This window comes from Pseudomonas sp. IT-P12 (assembly GCF_949767465.1).
In the GTDB taxonomy this organism is placed as follows: Bacteria; Pseudomonadota; Gammaproteobacteria; order Pseudomonadales; family Pseudomonadaceae; genus Aquipseudomonas.
In genome coordinates, this window is sequence record NZ_CATKPY010000004.1 from 58,329 (window position 1) to 74,408 (window position 16,080).

Below are 16,080 nucleotides of genomic sequence, written 5' to 3' on the forward strand. Positions count from 1 at the left end.
CCCTCGCAAAATTAGTGACGCTAAAATTAGAAGCGGTAGTGCGAGAAAGCCTTGTTAGCTTCAGCCATACGGTGCACGTCTTCACGCTTCTTAACTGCAGCACCTTTACCTTCAGCAGCATCCAGCAGTTCGCCAGCCAAACGCAGAGCCATGGACTTCTCGCCGCGCTTGCGGGCGAAGTCTACCAACCAGCGCATTGCCAGAGCGTTACGACGCGAAGGACGAACTTCGACAGGAACCTGGTAAGTAGCACCACCAACGCGGCGCGACTTCACTTCGACCAGCGGAGCGATGGCGTCGAGTGCTTTTTCGAAGAGTTCCAGGGGATCGGAGCCAGCCTTACGAGCTGCAACGGTTTCCAGGGCACCATAAACGATACGCTCGGCAACGGCTTTCTTGCCGCTTTCCATAACGTGGTTCATGAATTTGGCGAGGATTTGGCTTCCGTATTTCGGATCGTCCAGAATCTCACGCTTTGCTGCTACGCGACGTCTTGGCATTGATAAGCCCTCAAACGGTCTTCAGGTTAGTTCGGAACAGATCTCGAGAGATGCGTGCCCGACCTTACTCTTATCGACTCAATAAATTAGAAAACTGCAAAGCAACCGATTACTTCGGACGCTTGGTACCGTACTTCGAACGACCCTGGTTACGACCTTTAACACCGGAAGTATCCAACGAACCGCGAACGGTGTGGTAACGAACACCTGGCAAGTCTTTTACACGACCGCCGCGGATCAGCACCACGCTGTGCTCTTGCAGGTTGTGGCCTTCACCACCGATGTACGAGGAAACCTCGAAACCGTTGGTCAGACGCACACGGCATACTTTACGCAGTGCCGAGTTAGGTTTTTTCGGCGTAGTGGTGTACACACGGGTGCACACGCCACGACGTTGCGGGCAGTTCTGCAGCGCAGGCACGTCGGATTTCTCGACGATACGCTTACGCGGCTGACGTACCAGCTGGTTGATAGTTGCCATCTACTAGCTCCACTGTTGTCTTGCGACGCTATTGTCTTGCAAGAAAAGCAAAATGGCAGGAACGCATTCCCGCCAAATTTAGGGGTACAAGAGTCTAAAGAGGATCTTGCCCCCAGTCAAGGCAAGGCCCCGACCTCCCCGCTTATCCAACCTCGACAAATTGTCGCGATTCGATGAACGGATTGACCAGGGCCCTACGCTCATTTATCGCAGAACTCAGTTACCGCTCGAGTTCAGCGCTTCGGTCAGTGCAGCTTCCACTTCACTGGCGCTTACGCGCAGCGGCTTGTCTGCATCACGGCGACGCTTGCGCTCGCTGTGATAAGCCAGGCCGGTACCTGCCGGGATCAAACGACCCACGACCACGTTTTCTTTCAGGCCACGCAGGTAATCGCGCTTGCCGGTTACCGCCGCCTCGGTCAGTACACGGGTGGTTTCCTGGAAGGAAGCCGCCGAGATGAACGATTCGGTCGACAGCGACGCCTTGGTGATACCCAGCAGAACGCGGGTGAACTTGGCGACAAACTTGTCTTCCGTAGCCAGACGCTCGTTCTCTACCAGTACGTGAGTCAGTTCCATCTGGTCGCCCTTGATGAAACTGGAATCGCCGGACTCGGAGATCTCAACTTTACGCAGCATCTGACGCAGGATGGTCTCGATGTGCTTATCGTTGATCTTCACGCCCTGCAGACGATAAACGTCCTGGATCTCGTTCACGATGTACTTGGCCAGCGCACTCACACCCAGCAGACGCAGGATGTCGTGTGGATCGCTCGGACCGTCGGAGATAACTTCGCCGCGGTTTACCTGTTCGCCTTCGAACACGTTCAGGTGACGCCACTTCGGAATCAGCTCTTCATACGGATCGCTACCGTCGTTCGGAGTGATAACCAGACGACGCTTGCCCTTGGTTTCCTTGCCGAACGCGATGGTGCCGCTGACTTCAGCCAGAATCGACGCTTCTTTCGGACGACGAGCTTCAAACAGGTCGGCAACACGCGGCAGACCACCGGTGATGTCACGGGTCTTGGAAGTCTCTTGCGGAATACGAGCGATAACATCACCGATCGCAATCTTCGCACCGTCCGCTACACCGACCAGGGCGTTGGCTGGCAGGAAGTACTGAGCGATAACGTCAGTGCCTGGCAGCAACAGATCCTTGCCGTTGTCGTCGACCATCTTCACGGCAGGACGGATGTCCTTGCCAGCAGCTGGACGATCTTTCGGATCGAGTACTTCAATGTTGGTCATACCGGTCAATTCGTCTGTCTGACGCTTGATCGTGATGCCTTCTTCCATGCCCACGTAGGTCACGGTACCTTTCATTTCGGTAACGATCGGGTGAGTGTGCGGATCCCACTTGGCCACGATAGCGCCAGCGTCGACCTTGTCACCCTCTTTAACCGAAATCACGGCACCGTACGGCAGCTTGTAACGCTCGCGCTCACGACCGAAGTCGTCAGCGATTGCCAGCTCACCGGAACGGGACACGGCGACCAGGTGACCATCCACTCGCTCAACGTGCTTCAGGTTGTGCAGACGGACGGTACCGCCATTCTTCACCTGAACGCTGTCGGCTGCGGAGGTCCGGCTTGCCGCACCACCGATGTGGAACGTACGCATCGTCAGCTGGGTACCCGGCTCACCGATGGACTGGGCAGCGATAACGCCGACCGACTCACCGATGTTCACCTGGTGACCACGAGCCAGATCGCGGCCGTAGCACTTGGCGCAAATGCCATAGCGGGTTTCGCAACTGATCGGCGAACGCACGATCACTTCGTCGATGCTGTTCAGCTCGATGAACTCGACCCACTTCTCGTCTACCAGGGTGCCGGCAGGAACGATGACGTCCTCGGTACCCGGCTTGAATACGTCACGGGCAATGACACGACCCAATACACGCTCACCCAACGGCTCGACAACGTCACCGCCTTCAATGTGCGGAGTCATCAGCAGGCCATGTTCGGTGCCGCAATCGATCTCGGTCACAACCAGATCCTGCGCCACGTCTACCAGACGACGAGTCAGGTAACCGGAGTTCGCAGTTTTCAACGCGGTATCCGCCAGACCTTTACGAGCACCGTGAGTGGAGATGAAGTACTGAAGTACGCTCAAACCTTCACGGAAGTTCGCAGTAATCGGCGTTTCAATGATGGAGCCGTCCGGCTTGGCCATCAGGCCACGCATACCGGCGAGCTGACGGATCTGCGCAGCAGAACCCCGTGCGCCCGAGTCGGCCATCATGTACATCGAGTTGAAGGACTCCTGGTCGACTTCGACACCATGACGGTCGATGACTTTCTCTTTCGAGAGGTTGGCCATCATCGCCTTGGAAACTTCGTCGTTCGCCTTGGACCAGAGGTCGATGACCTTGTTGTACTTCTCGCCCTGGGTTACCAGGCCGGAGGCGTACTGACTTTCGATCTCTTTCACTTCGTCGGTAGCCGTACCGATGATGCGGGCTTTTTCATCCGGGATAACGAAGTCGTTAACGCCGATGGAAACGCCGGAGATGGTCGAGTAGGCAAAACCGGTGTACATCAACTGGTCAGCGAAGATCACGGTCTCTTTCAGACCCACCACGCGGTAGCACTGGTTGATCAGCTTGGAGATCGCCTTTTTCTTCATCGGCAGGTTGACGACGTCGAAGGACAGACCTTTTGGCACAACCTGGAACAACAGCGCACGGCCGACAGTGGTGTCGACGATGCGGGTGTTGGTCACGCTGCCGCCGTCACGATCGTTGACGGTTTCGCTGATCCGCACTTTAACCTTCGCGTGCAGTGCGGCTTCGCCGGCACGGAACACACGGTCAACTTCCTGCAGATCCGCGAACACACGACCTTCGCCCTTGGCGTTGATCGCTTCACGAGTCATGTAGTACAGACCCAATACAACGTCCTGCGACGGAACGATGATTGGCTCACCGTTGGCTGGCGACAGAATGTTGTTGGTCGACATCATCAACGCACGCGCTTCCAGCTGGGCTTCCAGTGTCAGCGGCACGTGCACGGCCATTTGGTCGCCGTCGAAGTCGGCGTTGTACGCAGCACAGACCAGAGGGTGCAGCTGAATAGCCTTACCTTCGATCAGTACCGGTTCAAACGCCTGGATACCCAGACGGTGAAGGGTCGGTGCACGGTTGAGCAGAACCGGGTGTTCGCGAATCACTTCAGCGAGAACGTCCCACACTTCCGGCAGTTCGCGCTCGACCATCTTCTTCGCTGCCTTGATGGTGGTTGCGAGACCACGCATTTCCAGCTTGCCGAAAATGAACGGCTTGAACAGCTCGAGAGCCATTTTCTTCGGCAGACCGCACTGGTGCAGACGCAGGGTCGGACCTACGGTAATTACCGAACGGCCGGAGTAGTCAACACGCTTACCGAGCAAGTTCTGACGGAAACGACCCTGTTTACCCTTGATCATGTCAGCCAGGGACTTCAGAGGACGCTTGTTCGAACCGGTAATGGCGCGACCACGACGACCGTTGTCGAGCAGTGCATCGACGGCTTCCTGCAACATGCGCTTTTCGTTGCGCACGATGATGTCCGGAGCGGACAGATCGAGCAGGCGCTTCAAGCGGTTGTTACGGTTGATCACTCGACGATACAGATCGTTGAGGTCGGAAGTCGCGAAGCGACCGCCATCCAGCGGGACCAGTGGACGCAGATCTGGCGGCAGAACCGGCAGAACGGTCAGCACCATCCACTCTGGCAGGTTGCCGGAACCCTGGAAGGCTTCCATCAACTTCAGACGCTTGGACAGCTTCTTGATTTTGGTTTCGGAGTTGGTTTGCGGAATTTCTTCGCGCAGACGGCCAATCTCGTGCTCCAGATCGATAGCGTGCAGCAGTTCGCGGACAGCTTCGGCACCCATGCGGGCATCGAAATCGTCGCCGAACTCTTCCAGCGCTTCGAAGTACTGCTCGTCGTTGAGCAGCTGACCTTTTTCAAGGGTGGTCATGCCTGGATCGATAACGACATAGCTCTCGAAGTAGAGAACACGCTCGATATCACGCAGGGTCATGTCCATCAGCAAGCCGATACGCGACGGCAGCGATTTCAGGAACCAGATGTGGGCAACAGGCGAAGCCAGTTCGATGTGCGCCATGCGCTCACGACGAACTTTGGCCAGTGCGACTTCAACACCGCACTTCTCGCAGATTACGCCACGGTGTTTCAAGCGCTTGTACTTACCGCACAGGCACTCGTAATCCTTTACCGGGCCAAAGATCTTGGCGCAGAACAGGCCGTCACGTTCAGGTTTGAACGTACGGTAGTTGATGGTTTCCGGCTTTTTAACTTCACCGAACGACCACGAACGGATCATCTCAGGCGATGCCAATCCGATACGGATGGCGTCGAACTCTTCGACTTGACCCTGGTTTTTCAGCAAATTCAGTAGGTCTTTCAAGGCCTTTCCTCCTGGCGGAGCAGAGAGCGGGCAATCCTGCCCCGCTCTCGATTCGCGTCACGTGTTATTCGGTTTCCAGATCGATATCGATGCCGAGGGAACGAATTTCCTTGATCAACACGTTGAAGGACTCGGGCATGCCCGGCTCCATACGGTGATCGCCGTCCACGATGTTTTTGTACATCTTGGTCCGGCCGTTCACATCGTCCGACTTCACTGTGAGCATTTCTTGCAGAGTGTAAGCAGCACCGTATGCTTCCAGTGCCCAGACCTCCATCTCCCCGAAACGCTGACCACCGAACTGCGCCTTACCACCCAGCGGCTGCTGGGTAACCAGGCTGTACGAACCGGTAGAACGAGCGTGCATCTTGTCGTCTACCAAGTGGTTCAGCTTCAGCATGTACATGTAGCCAACGGTAACCGGGCGCTCGAACTTGTTGCCGGTACGGCCGTCAGTCAGTTGCATCTGGCCGCTCTCTGGCAGGTCTGCCAGTTTCAGCATGGCCTTGATTTCAACTTCCTTGGCACCGTCGAATACCGGAGTGGCCATTGGAACGCCGTTGCGCAGGTTTTGAGCCAGATCCAGGATTTCCTGGTCAGAGAACGTTTCCAGCGCTTCGTTACGGCCGCCGATCTGGTTGTAGATCTCATCCAGGAAGGTACGCAGTTCAGCAACCTTACGCTGTTCTTCAACCATGCGGTTGATCTTCTCGCCCAGACCTTTGGCCGCGAGGCCCAGGTGGGTTTCAAGGATCTGACCAACGTTCATACGCGAAGGTACGCCCAGTGGGTTGAGGACAACATCGACCGGCGTGCCGTTGGCATCGTGCGGCATGTCTTCAACCGGCATGATCACGGAGACCACACCCTTGTTACCGTGACGACCGGCCATCTTGTCGCCCGGCTGGATGCGACGACGGATTGCCAGGTAGACCTTGACGATTTTCAGCACGCCTGGAGCCAGGTCATCGCCCTGCTGCAGTTTGCGCTTCTTGTCTTCGAACTTGTCGTCCAGCAGACGGCGGCGATCAACGATGTAGGCCTGAGCCTTCTCGAGCTGCTCGTTCAGAGCGTCTTCGGCCATGCGCAGTTTGAACCACTGGCCATGCTCGAGACCGTCCAGGACTTCGTCGGTGATGTCCTGACCTTTCTTCAGACCGGCGCCGCCTTCGGCTTTGTGGCCGACCAGAGCGGAACGCAGACGTTCGAAAGTTGCACCTTCGACGATACGGAACTCTTCGTTGAGGTCCTTGCGGATCTCGTCGAGCTGGCTCTTCTCGATCGACAGGGCACGGCTGTCACGCTCAACGCCATCACGGGTGAACACCTGAACGTCGATGACAGTACCCTTGGTACCGGTTGGTACACGCAGAGAGGTGTCTTTTACGTCGCTGGCCTTCTCACCGAAGATCGCACGCAGCAGTTTTTCTTCCGGCGTCAGCTGGGTCTCGCCTTTCGGAGTGACCTTACCAACCAGAATGTCGCCTGGGCCGACTTCGGCGCCGACGTAAACGATACCGGCTTCGTCCAGCTTGTTCAGTGCAGCCTCACCCACGTTCGGGATGTCTGCAGTGATTTCCTCTGGGCCAAGCTTGGTGTCACGGGCCACACAGGTCAGTTCCTGAATGTGGATCGTGGTGAAGCGGTCTTCCTGAACCACACGCTCGGACAGGCAGATGGAGTCTTCGAAGTTGAAGCCGTTCCATGCCATGAACGCGATGCGCATGTTCTGACCCAGCGCCAGTTCACCCATATCGGTGGACGGACCGTCGGCCATGATGTCGCTACGCTGTACCCGATCACCCTTACGCACCAGTGGACGCTGGTTGATGCAGGTGTTCTGGTTGGAGCGGGTGTACTTGGTCAGGTTGTAGATATCGACACCGGCTTCACCGGTCTCGACTTCGTCATCTGCAACACGGACCACGATACGGCTGGCGTCGACGGAATCGATAACGCCGCCACGACGAGCCACGACGCAAACGCCGGAGTCACGGGCCACGTTACGCTCCATGCCGGTACCGACCAGCGGCTTGTCAGCACGCAGAGTTGGTACAGCTTGACGCTGCATGTTCGAACCCATCAACGCACGGTTGGCGTCGTCGTGCTCGAGGAACGGGATCAGCGACGCTGCAACCGAAACTACCTGCTTCGGCGACACGTCCATCAAGGTGACGTCTTCTGGCGCCTTGACAGTGAACTCGTTCAGGTGACGAACAGCTACCAGCTCATCGATCAGGACTTTCTTGTCGCTCATCGTGGCGGAAGCCTGTGCGATCACGTGATCAGCTTCTTCAATGGCGGACAGGAATACGATCTCGTCAGTGACCAGAGCGTCTTTCACCACACGGTAAGGGCTCTCGAGGAAGCCGTACTGGTTGGTGCGCGCATAGGCGGCCAGGGAGTTGATCAGACCGATGTTCGGACCTTCCGGCGTTTCGATCGGGCACACACGACCGTAGTGAGTCGGGTGTACGTCGCGAACCTCAAAGCCAGCACGCTCACGGGTCAAACCACCAGGGCCGAGTGCAGAAACACGACGCTTGTGGGTGATCTCGGACAGCGGGTTGTTCTGGTCCATGAACTGGGACAGCTGGCTGGAACCGAAGAACTCTTTCACCGCCGCAGCCACTGGCTTGGCGTTGATCAGGTCTTGCGGCATCAGGCCTTCGCTTTCAGCCATCGACAGACGCTCTTTGACCGCGCGCTCAACACGCACCAGGCCAACGCGGAACTGGTTCTCGGCCATTTCGCCTACGCAGCGAACACGACGGTTACCCAGGTGGTCGATGTCATCGACGATGCCTTTACCGTTACGGATGTCGACCAGGGTCTTCAGAACCGCGACGATGTCTTCCTTGCACAGCACACCCGAACCTTCGATTTCGGTGCGACCGATACGACGGTTGAACTTCATCCGGCCGACCGCAGACAGGTCATAGCGCTCAGGACTGAAGAACAGGTTGTTGAACAGGGTCTCGGCAGCGTCTTTGGTTGGCGGCTCGCCTGGACGCATCATGCGATAGATCTCGACCAGCGCTTCCAGTTGGTTGGCGGTGGAATCGATCTTCAGCGTGTCGGAGATGAACGGACCGCAGTCGATGTCGTTGGTATACAGAGTCTCGATACGAACAACACCGGCCTTGGCGATCTTGGCCAGGATTTCGGTGTTCAGCTCGGTATTGCACTCTGCCAGGATTTCGCCGGTTGCCGGATGCACGATGACCTTGGCGGTGGTGCGACCCAGGACGTAGTCCAGAGGCACTTCCAGCTCTTTGATCCCGGCCTTTTCCAGCTGGTTGATGTGGCGAGCGGTAATACGGCGACCCTGCTCGACAATAACCTTGCCTTTGTCATCCTGGATGTCCAGGACCGCAATTTCACCACGCAGGCGCTGAGGCACCAGTTCCAGGCTCAGGTTCTCGCCCTTCACGTGGAATACGTTGGTGGTGTAGAACGCGTCCAGCACTTCCTCGGTGGTATAGCCAAGCGCGCGCAGCAATACCGACGCAGGCAGTTTGCGACGACGGTCGATACGCACGAATACGCAGTCTTTCGGGTCGAACTCGAAGTCCAGCCACGAACCGCGGTAAGGAATGATACGCGCCGAGTACAGCAGCTTGCCGGAGCTGTGCGTCTTGCCACGGTCGTGGTCAAAGAACACGCCAGGGGAACGGTGCAGCTGGGAAACGATTACACGCTCGGTACCGTTGATTACGAAGGTACCGTTTTCAGTCATCAGGGGGATTTCACCCATGTAGACTTCTTGCTCTTTGATGTCCTTGATCGCTTTGTTCGACGATTCTTTGTCGAAAATGATCAGGCGCACTTTTACCCGCAAAGGTACGGCGTAAGTCACACCGCGCAATACGCATTCTTTGACATCAAATGCCGGTTCGCCCAGGCGATAACCCACGTACTCCAGGGCAGCATTGCCGGAGTAGCTGATGATCGGGAAAACGGATTTGAAGGCCGCATGCAGGCCCACGTCGCGGAACTGATCTTTAGTCGCTCCCGCTTGCAAGAATTCACGATACGAATCCAGCTGGATGGCCAGGAGGTACGGCACATCCATGACGTCCGGCAACTTGCTAAAGTCCTTGCGGATACGTTTTTTCTCAGTATATGAGTAAGCCATCAGCGTTCCCCAGCTTGGTCACCTGCTTGTTTGGCCCCTCCCGACGGGAGCAGCCAGAAAATCGTGCAAACCCCATGGTTTGCGCCACCATATCGGGTGGTTACAGCTCGTTATCAGCGCCAACCCAGTCGGCTGCCAATAACGGAAAAAGGCCGGTGGCAAGAGCCACCAGCCATCAGCCTTTCGCTTAACGCTCGGGCTGGAGGAGCAAAGTCGATGCTTACTTCAGCTCGACTTTAGCGCCTGCTTCTTCCAGCTTCTTCTTAGCGTCTTCAGCAGCTTCTTTCGAAACGCCTTCAGCTACAACCTGAGGAGCGCCGTCGACTTTCTCTTTGGCTTCTTTCAGGCCCAGACCAGTCAGTTCACGAACTGCCTTGATCACGTTTACTTTCTTTTCGCCAGCTTCGAGCAGAACAACGTTGAACTCGGTTTGCTCTTCAACAACAGCGGCAGCAGCAGCTGGACCAGCAGCAGCAACAGCAGCGGTCACGCCGAAGGTTTCTTCCATTGCTTTGATCAGCTCAACAACTTCCAGAACGGTTTTCTGGCCGATTGCTTCGATGATTTGTTCGTTAGTCAGAGACATGACTTGAATCCTGTATTGGGGTGACAGCCTACGCAGCCATCAAATTAAACAAATGATTTGGAAAGATTCGACTGAGCCTTAGGCTGCAGCAGCTTCTTTCTGGTCGCGAACGGCTGCCAGAGTACGAGCCAGCTTGCTGGTAGCGCCTTGGATCACGCTCATCAGTTTTGCGATAGCTTCGTCGCGAGTTGGCAAGGTAGCCAACACGTCGATCTGGTTAGCGGCAAGGAACTTGCCATCAAACGCAGCTGCCTTGATCTCGAACTTGTCCTGACCCTTGGCGAACTCCTTGAAAATCCGGGCGGCGGCGCCTGGATGTTCCTTGGAGAATGCAATCAGGGTAGGGCCAGTGAACGCTTCGTTGAGAACACTGAATTCAGTGCCTTCAACAGCGCGCTTGAGCAGGGTGTTACGTACGACACGTACGTATACGCCAGCTTCACGGGCCTCTTTACGGAGTCCGGTCATTGCGCCTACTGTTACGCCACGGGCATCAGCCACGACAGCGGACAGAGCGACTTTGGCAGCCTCGTTGACTTCAGCGACGATGGCCTTCTTGTCTTCGAGTTTAATTGCCACGGGTTTAACTCCTGCTTGTTACCGTTTCATCCGACCGAAGCCGGATGTCGTTTTGGTGTCTGATTCGGTAAGGAACCGGGAGCACCATCTGCGTAGGCTTGTGGTTTAAGACTTGCGTCGCCTACGGTCTTGGATAGCCCCCGCCAGGCAGGGACCCCAATTTTTCAATTGGCGCAATCGCTCGCGCCAATCTGTGTCTTACGCGTCGAGCGAGCTTTGGTCGATGACCAGACCTGGGCCCATAGTGGTGCTCAGGGTAACGCGCTTGACGTAAATGCCTTTCGAAGAAGCTGGCTTGATACGCTTCAGGTCAGCGATCAGAGCTTCAACGTTTTCCTTCAGCTTGACGGCGTCGAAGCCGATCTTGCCAACGGAAGTGTGGATGATGCCGTTTTTGTCGGTGCGATAACGAACCTGACCAGCCTTGGCGTTCTTGACCGCGGTAGCTACGTCTGGAGTAACGGTGCCGACTTTAGGGTTAGGCATCAGGCCACGTGGACCGAGGATCTGACCCAACTGACCAACAACGCGCATTGCATCCGGGGATGCGATCACTACGTCGTAGTTCAGGTCGCCGCCTTTCATTTCGGCAGCCAGCTCGTCCATACCTACACGGTCAGCGCCGGCAGCCAGAGCGGCCTCAGCAGCTGGACCCTGGGTGAACACAGCAACGCGAACGGTCTTGCCAGTGCCGTGTGGCAGCACGGTAGCGCTACGAACGACCTGGTCGGATTTACGCGGGTCAACGCCCAGGTTTACAGCTACGTCGAACGACTCGCTGAACTTGACAGTCGACAGCTCGGCCAGCAGTGCAGCGGCGTCTACAAAGTTGTAGGCCTTGCCTGCTTCGATCTTGCCGGCGATAGCCTTTTGACGCTTGGTCAGCTTAGCCATTACACACCCTCCACGTTAAGGCCCATGCTACGAGCAGAACCGGCGATAGTACGCACGGCTGCATCCATATCAGCTGCAGTCAGATCCGCGTTTTTGGTTTTCGCGATTTCTTCCAGCTGAGCACGAGTCACAGTGCCAACCTTAACGGTGTTCGGACGAGCGGAACCGCTGGTCAGACCGGCCGCCTTCTTCAGCAGAACCGAAGCAGGGGTGGATTTGGTTTCGAAAGTGAAGCTACGGTCGCTGTAGACAGTGATGATCACTGGAGTCGGCAGACCTGGCTCAAGACCCTGAGTACGGGCGTTGAAAGCCTTGCAGAATTCCATGATGTTCACGCCGTGCTGACCCAGAGCAGGACCAACAGGTGGGCTTGGGTTAGCCTGAGCGGCCTTCACTTGCAGCTTGATGTAAGCGGTAATCTTCTTGGCCATGAGGCACTCCAATTACGGGTTCGAACGCCTCGAAAGGCTCCCCGGTTACTTGCGCGTTTATCCCAGTGACGACAAAACCCCACAGCCTGGGGCTGTGGGGTTGGGATGCTTGCTCAGCTAGACCTTTTCGACCTGGCTGAACTCCAACTCTACCGGAGTAGAGCGACCGAAAATGAGCACTGCCACCTGGATCCGGCTCTTCTCGTAGTTAACCTCTTCAACCGTGCCGGTAAAGTCGGCAAACGGCCCGTCATTGACGCGTACGGACTCACCCGGCTCGAACAAAGTCTTCGGCTTCGGCTTGTCACTACCGTCAGCGACACGACGCAGAATCGCATCGGCTTCTTTATCAGTGATTGGCGCAGGCTTATCAGCGGTACCGCCAATGAAGCCCATGACGCGAGGAGTATCCTTGACCAAGTGCCAAGTACCCTCGTTCATATCCATCTGAACCAGCACATAACCTGGGAAGAACTTACGCTCGCTTTTGCGCTTCTGGCCATTACGCATTTCAACCACTTCTTCAGTGGGAACCAGAATTTCGCCGAAGCCATCTTCCATGCCAGCCAGCTTTACGCGCTCTATCAACGAGCGCATGACATGCTTCTCGTAACCGGAGTAAGCATGCACAACGTACCAACGCTTAGCCACGGGACACCCTTAGCCGACAATCAAGGAGACAAGCCAACCGAGCAGGGAATCAAGACCCCACAACAGCAGCGCCATAACCAGCACCACAGCCACGACAATCAGCGTGGTCTGCGTGGTTTCTTGGCGAGTTGGCCATACGACTTTACGAATCTCGGTGCGCGCTTCCTTAACCAGTACGAAGAAAGACTTGCCCTTGACGGTCTGCAGGCCTACAAAGGCAGCTACAGCAGCAATGACAAGCAACGCTAGTACGCGGTACAGGATCGGCGAAGCAGAGTAATACTGATTACCAACAACGCCAACAACCACCAAAGCGACTACTACTAGCCACTTGAGCAGATCGAAGCGAGAGCCTTGAGCTTCAGCTTTAGGAGTCATCTATGAAGATCCTGTGAAAAGAAAGCCAGACACACCAAGTGAATCTGGCAGGTCAGGAGGGAATCGAACCCCCAACCTACGGTTTTGGAGACCGTCGCTCTGCCAATTGAGCTACTGACCTAAAACAAAATCAGGCCGACCATTATGCAGGCCCGAAAAAGACATTACAACAACTTACTCGACGACTTCAGCCCCAGCACCGCAAGCATCAGCAATAGCGGCACGAAACCTACTACGATCACCCCTAACCCGCTGCAATCCCACCAACAGACCAGGAGCCAACCAAACCAAGCAAGCCATTAAAACAAAGGCAGATATTTTCATATCTGCCTTGTCATATGGAGCTCTTGAGCGGATTTGAACCGCTGACCTCACCCTTACCAAGGGTGTGCTCTACCAACTGAGCTACAAGAGCGTAACACTATGCAAAATCTGCAAACTTGGAGCGGGTAGCGGGAATCGAACCCGCATCATCAGCTTGGAAGGCTGAGGTTCTACCACTAAACTATACCCGCGGAGCTTGCAGCTCTCGCTAAAATGGTGGAGGGGGAAGGATTCGAACCTTCGAAGTCGTAGACGTCAGATTTACAGTCTGATCCCTTTGGCCGCTCGGGAACCCCTCCTAAGCGAGCCGGCATTCTATATCATGCCAGCCTTCTGTCAAGCATTTTCTCATAAAAAACCTGAGGTTAGCTGCGTTGACATCGCTTTGCACTGCAGCCCTTTCAAAGGTCTTCACTGCGAAGCGGGCGCCATTCTATGCAAACTATTCCGCGGGCGCAACCCCCTCGCAAGGCATTATTTTATGTTTTAAGTCATTGAATTCTCTGGAAAGGTTTTGCAACTGTACATCGTCAAGCCAGCGCCGGCTTTCGGGGGCTACTCGCACCCAATAGCCAGCGAAATCAGGGACATCCCTGGGGAGAGGCTGATACTTGATCTCCATGCCTTTCAAGCGCCGCTCAGCCGCCTGAAGCACCTCCTGACGCACGAAACCGCCCAGATACAAGCAATCACCGTCTGCCAAGGCTGGCTTTCCTTTATCGCGGGACGCATCAGTCGCCTCACTCAACAGACGAATATCCTGCTGGCTCCCCCGATACAGACTCAAAGGCGTGACATCCTTCGCTCGCAGGGGAGCCTCTTGTTGATGCCAAACGTAATAGAACACATTGAGGACGAGCAGCAGCAGGAACAACCAACGCATAGGAACCTCAGGACAAAGGGCATGCCATAGCCAAACCCACGAACACCAGGTCAGGAATCACCTTGGCTTCAGGCACAATCCCGGCAACCAATTCTGCGTCCCCCCCAGTCAGGAACACGGAGAACTCTTCACCCCAATAGCTTCGCGCGAGCTCCAATTGCGTCAGAACAAAACCCCGCAGCATCAAGGAGCAGCCGCGCTCGACCGCTTCCACGGTCGTGCGCCCCGGCGCAAAACTTTCCAGGGCGCGCTCGGCAGCCAGATCCCCGTAGCGAATCTTGCGAGTATGGGTACGCAACTGGTTACGCATTAACGGCATTCCCGGACAGATGAAACCGCCAAGATGCCCCCCATCGCCCGCAACAAAGTCCGCAGTGACGGCGGTGCCGAAATCAAGCACGAGACATGCGCCCGACGCCAGGTGGTATCCACCAAGCATCGCCAGCCAGCGATCAAGCCCAAGGCGTTCGAATTCCTCATAGCCATTGCGAACACCCGACATTTCGCGAGCAGGCTTCGCACAGACCACCTCAACGCCAAAGGACGCCGTCAACAGGGAAACCAACGCGGCAGTCTCTTCTTCAGTTCTGACACTGACCAACCGACAAAACTTGAGATCGAGCCCCGTGAGCACACTCAGACTTTCCAGAAGCGCAAGGTTGGTGTCGACAACCCCTTCTCCAATAGCCCGGGATGCATCAGTCGCAAGCACTCGCCACTTGATGAAACTGTTTCCGCAGTCGAGCTCAAGAATCATCGCGCAACCTCAAACTGAGCTCACCGCCACTAAAGACTTTTTCCACACCACCCACCCTCAAGCGCAGAGCACCCTGACTATCAATACCCAGCACCTCACCCTCTATCCGGTTGACGCCGGCAATCAACGATACCGCTCGCCCCTGCCACAGATGATGCTCCTCCCACTCGGCCTGGATAGCGGGAAATCCACCCATTTGATGCCGACGCAAATAGTCTTGAAGCACTTGCCCCAATTGAGCGACCAAGTGATTGCGATCAAATGCACGCCCTGACTCAAGCCGCATGGATGTCCACTGCTGATCGACCTCATCGGTCATCTGCATGTTCACGTTAACGCCAACACCCAACACCACGTGACATACGTCTGCAGGATCACCCACCAACTCGAGCAAAATCCCGGCGATCTTTTTCTGACCGACCAGCACATCGTTAGGCCATTTCAAACCTGCTGTCGCAATACCCATCGCACGCAAGGTTTGCATGACCGCAAGCCCAACGACAAGGCTCAAACCCTCCAACTGCCGCATACCACCGTCGATACGCAGCACCAGGCTGTAATAGATATTCTCCGCAAACGGACTGGCCCACTTGCGCCCACGGCGCCCACGACCGGAAGTCTGCCGCTCCGCCAAAACAAGGAACGGCGCCGCCTGACCTCGCTCGATGGCACGCAGCGCTTCAGCATTCGTAGAGTCGATAGAATCAAAAACCAGGATAGGCCAATCACAGGAAGGCGCCTGCTCCGCTATTGCGACCGGATCAAGCAGCGTCAACGGCGCAGCCAATTGATAGCCCCGCCCTCGCACCTTATGGATGGACAGCCCCAGCTCAGCCTCTAGAAGCTGAAGCTGTTTCCATACGGCACTACGACTGACACCCAAAGCAGCGCCCAGGGCCTGCCCCGAATGAAATCGACCATCCTTAAGAAGCTTTAACAACGTCAGCATGCAAGTCTCGCCTCACAATGAGGCACGCATAATAGCCACGCCTTGACCCGTTGCATAGAAAACGAGCCAGGAGGATTTTTCTGCGAGCAAAAACAAAACCCCTACCTGCATAA

At 56.0% G+C, this 16,080-nt stretch carries 13 protein-coding genes and 4 tRNA genes; all 17 read right to left on the bottom strand.

The genetic code is table 11. The annotated features are described in order from the left end of the window. Positions 1–26: 26 nt before the first annotated feature. Positions 27–500, bottom strand: a complete 474-nt coding sequence (gene rpsG, locus ACM6IM_RS02805; RefSeq protein WP_192309357.1) for a 30S ribosomal protein S7 — start codon at positions 498–500, stop codon at positions 27–29. Between the two features lie 109 nt (positions 501–609). Beyond that, on the bottom strand, positions 610–981 hold the full coding sequence (gene rpsL / locus ACM6IM_RS02810) for a 30S ribosomal protein S12 (RefSeq protein WP_003186084.1): 372 nt from the start codon (positions 979–981) through the stop codon (positions 610–612). Positions 982–1,197: 216 nt separating this feature from the next. Further along, positions 1,198–5,397 carry a DNA-directed RNA polymerase subunit beta' gene (gene rpoC, locus ACM6IM_RS02815; RefSeq protein ID WP_192309359.1) on the bottom strand — a complete coding sequence of 1,400 codons (4,200 nt, stop codon included), beginning with the start codon at positions 5,395–5,397 and terminating at the stop codon, positions 1,198–1,200. Positions 5,398–5,461: 64 nt separating this feature from the next. Beyond that, positions 5,462–9,535, bottom strand: a complete 4,074-nt coding sequence (gene rpoB, locus ACM6IM_RS02820; protein WP_414864098.1) for a DNA-directed RNA polymerase subunit beta — start codon at positions 9,533–9,535, stop codon at positions 5,462–5,464. Positions 9,536–9,755: 220 nt separating this feature from the next. Further along, positions 9,756–10,121 carry a 50S ribosomal protein L7/L12 gene (rplL, locus tag ACM6IM_RS02825; RefSeq protein WP_033703494.1) on the bottom strand — a complete coding sequence of 122 codons (366 nt, stop codon included), beginning with the start codon at positions 10,119–10,121 and terminating at the stop codon, positions 9,756–9,758. A gap of 78 nt (positions 10,122–10,199) precedes the next feature. Next, entirely contained in the window at positions 10,200–10,700 is a 501-nt protein-coding gene (gene rplJ / locus ACM6IM_RS02830; protein WP_192309363.1) for a 50S ribosomal protein L10, read from the bottom strand. 198 nt (positions 10,701–10,898) lie between these two features. Then, positions 10,899–11,594: a 50S ribosomal protein L1 gene (gene rplA, locus ACM6IM_RS02835; protein WP_192309365.1), complete on the bottom strand. Its 696-nt coding sequence runs from the start codon at positions 11,592–11,594 to the stop codon at positions 10,899–10,901. Then, positions 11,594–12,025 carry a 50S ribosomal protein L11 gene (gene rplK / locus ACM6IM_RS02840; protein WP_003176435.1) on the bottom strand — a complete coding sequence of 144 codons (432 nt, stop codon included), beginning with the start codon at positions 12,023–12,025 and terminating at the stop codon, positions 11,594–11,596. Before rplK ends, rplA begins: the two co-directional genes overlap by 1 nt. A 117-nt stretch (positions 12,026–12,142) precedes the next feature. Further along, positions 12,143–12,676 carry a transcription termination/antitermination protein NusG gene (gene nusG, locus ACM6IM_RS02845; RefSeq protein WP_192309367.1) on the bottom strand — a complete coding sequence of 178 codons (534 nt, stop codon included), beginning with the start codon at positions 12,674–12,676 and terminating at the stop codon, positions 12,143–12,145. A 9-nt stretch (positions 12,677–12,685) separates the two neighbouring features. After that, positions 12,686–13,054, bottom strand: coding sequence for a preprotein translocase subunit SecE (secE, locus tag ACM6IM_RS02850; protein WP_007896620.1), 369 nt, complete (start codon positions 13,052–13,054; stop codon positions 12,686–12,688). A 45-nt stretch (positions 13,055–13,099) separates the two neighbouring features. After that, positions 13,100–13,175 (bottom strand) — tRNA-Trp (locus ACM6IM_RS02855). A 218-nt stretch (positions 13,176–13,393) separates the two neighbouring features. Then, a tRNA-Thr gene (locus tag ACM6IM_RS02860) sits at positions 13,394–13,469 on the bottom strand. 26 nt (positions 13,470–13,495) lie between these two features. Next, positions 13,496–13,569 (bottom strand) — tRNA-Gly (locus ACM6IM_RS02865). Between the two features lie 23 nt (positions 13,570–13,592). Beyond that, positions 13,593–13,677: transfer RNA gene (locus ACM6IM_RS02870), tRNA-Tyr, on the bottom strand. A gap of 143 nt (positions 13,678–13,820) precedes the next feature. Beyond that, positions 13,821–14,261 carry a hypothetical protein gene (locus ACM6IM_RS02875; protein WP_201196840.1) on the bottom strand — a complete coding sequence of 147 codons (441 nt, stop codon included), beginning with the start codon at positions 14,259–14,261 and terminating at the stop codon, positions 13,821–13,823. Positions 14,262–14,268: 7 nt separating this feature from the next. After that, the gene (locus tag ACM6IM_RS02880) at positions 14,269–15,018 is read right to left on the bottom strand and encodes a pantothenate kinase (protein ID WP_192309371.1); all 750 of its coding nucleotides are present in this window, start codon (positions 15,016–15,018) and stop codon (positions 14,269–14,271) included. After that, complete coding sequence (gene birA / locus ACM6IM_RS02885; RefSeq protein ID WP_414864099.1) at positions 15,008–15,967, bottom strand: bifunctional biotin--[acetyl-CoA-carboxylase] ligase/biotin operon repressor BirA; 960 nt, start codon at positions 15,965–15,967, stop codon at positions 15,008–15,010. The genes ACM6IM_RS02880 and birA overlap by 11 nt, the downstream gene beginning before the upstream one ends. Positions 15,968–16,080 lie beyond the last annotated feature (113 nt).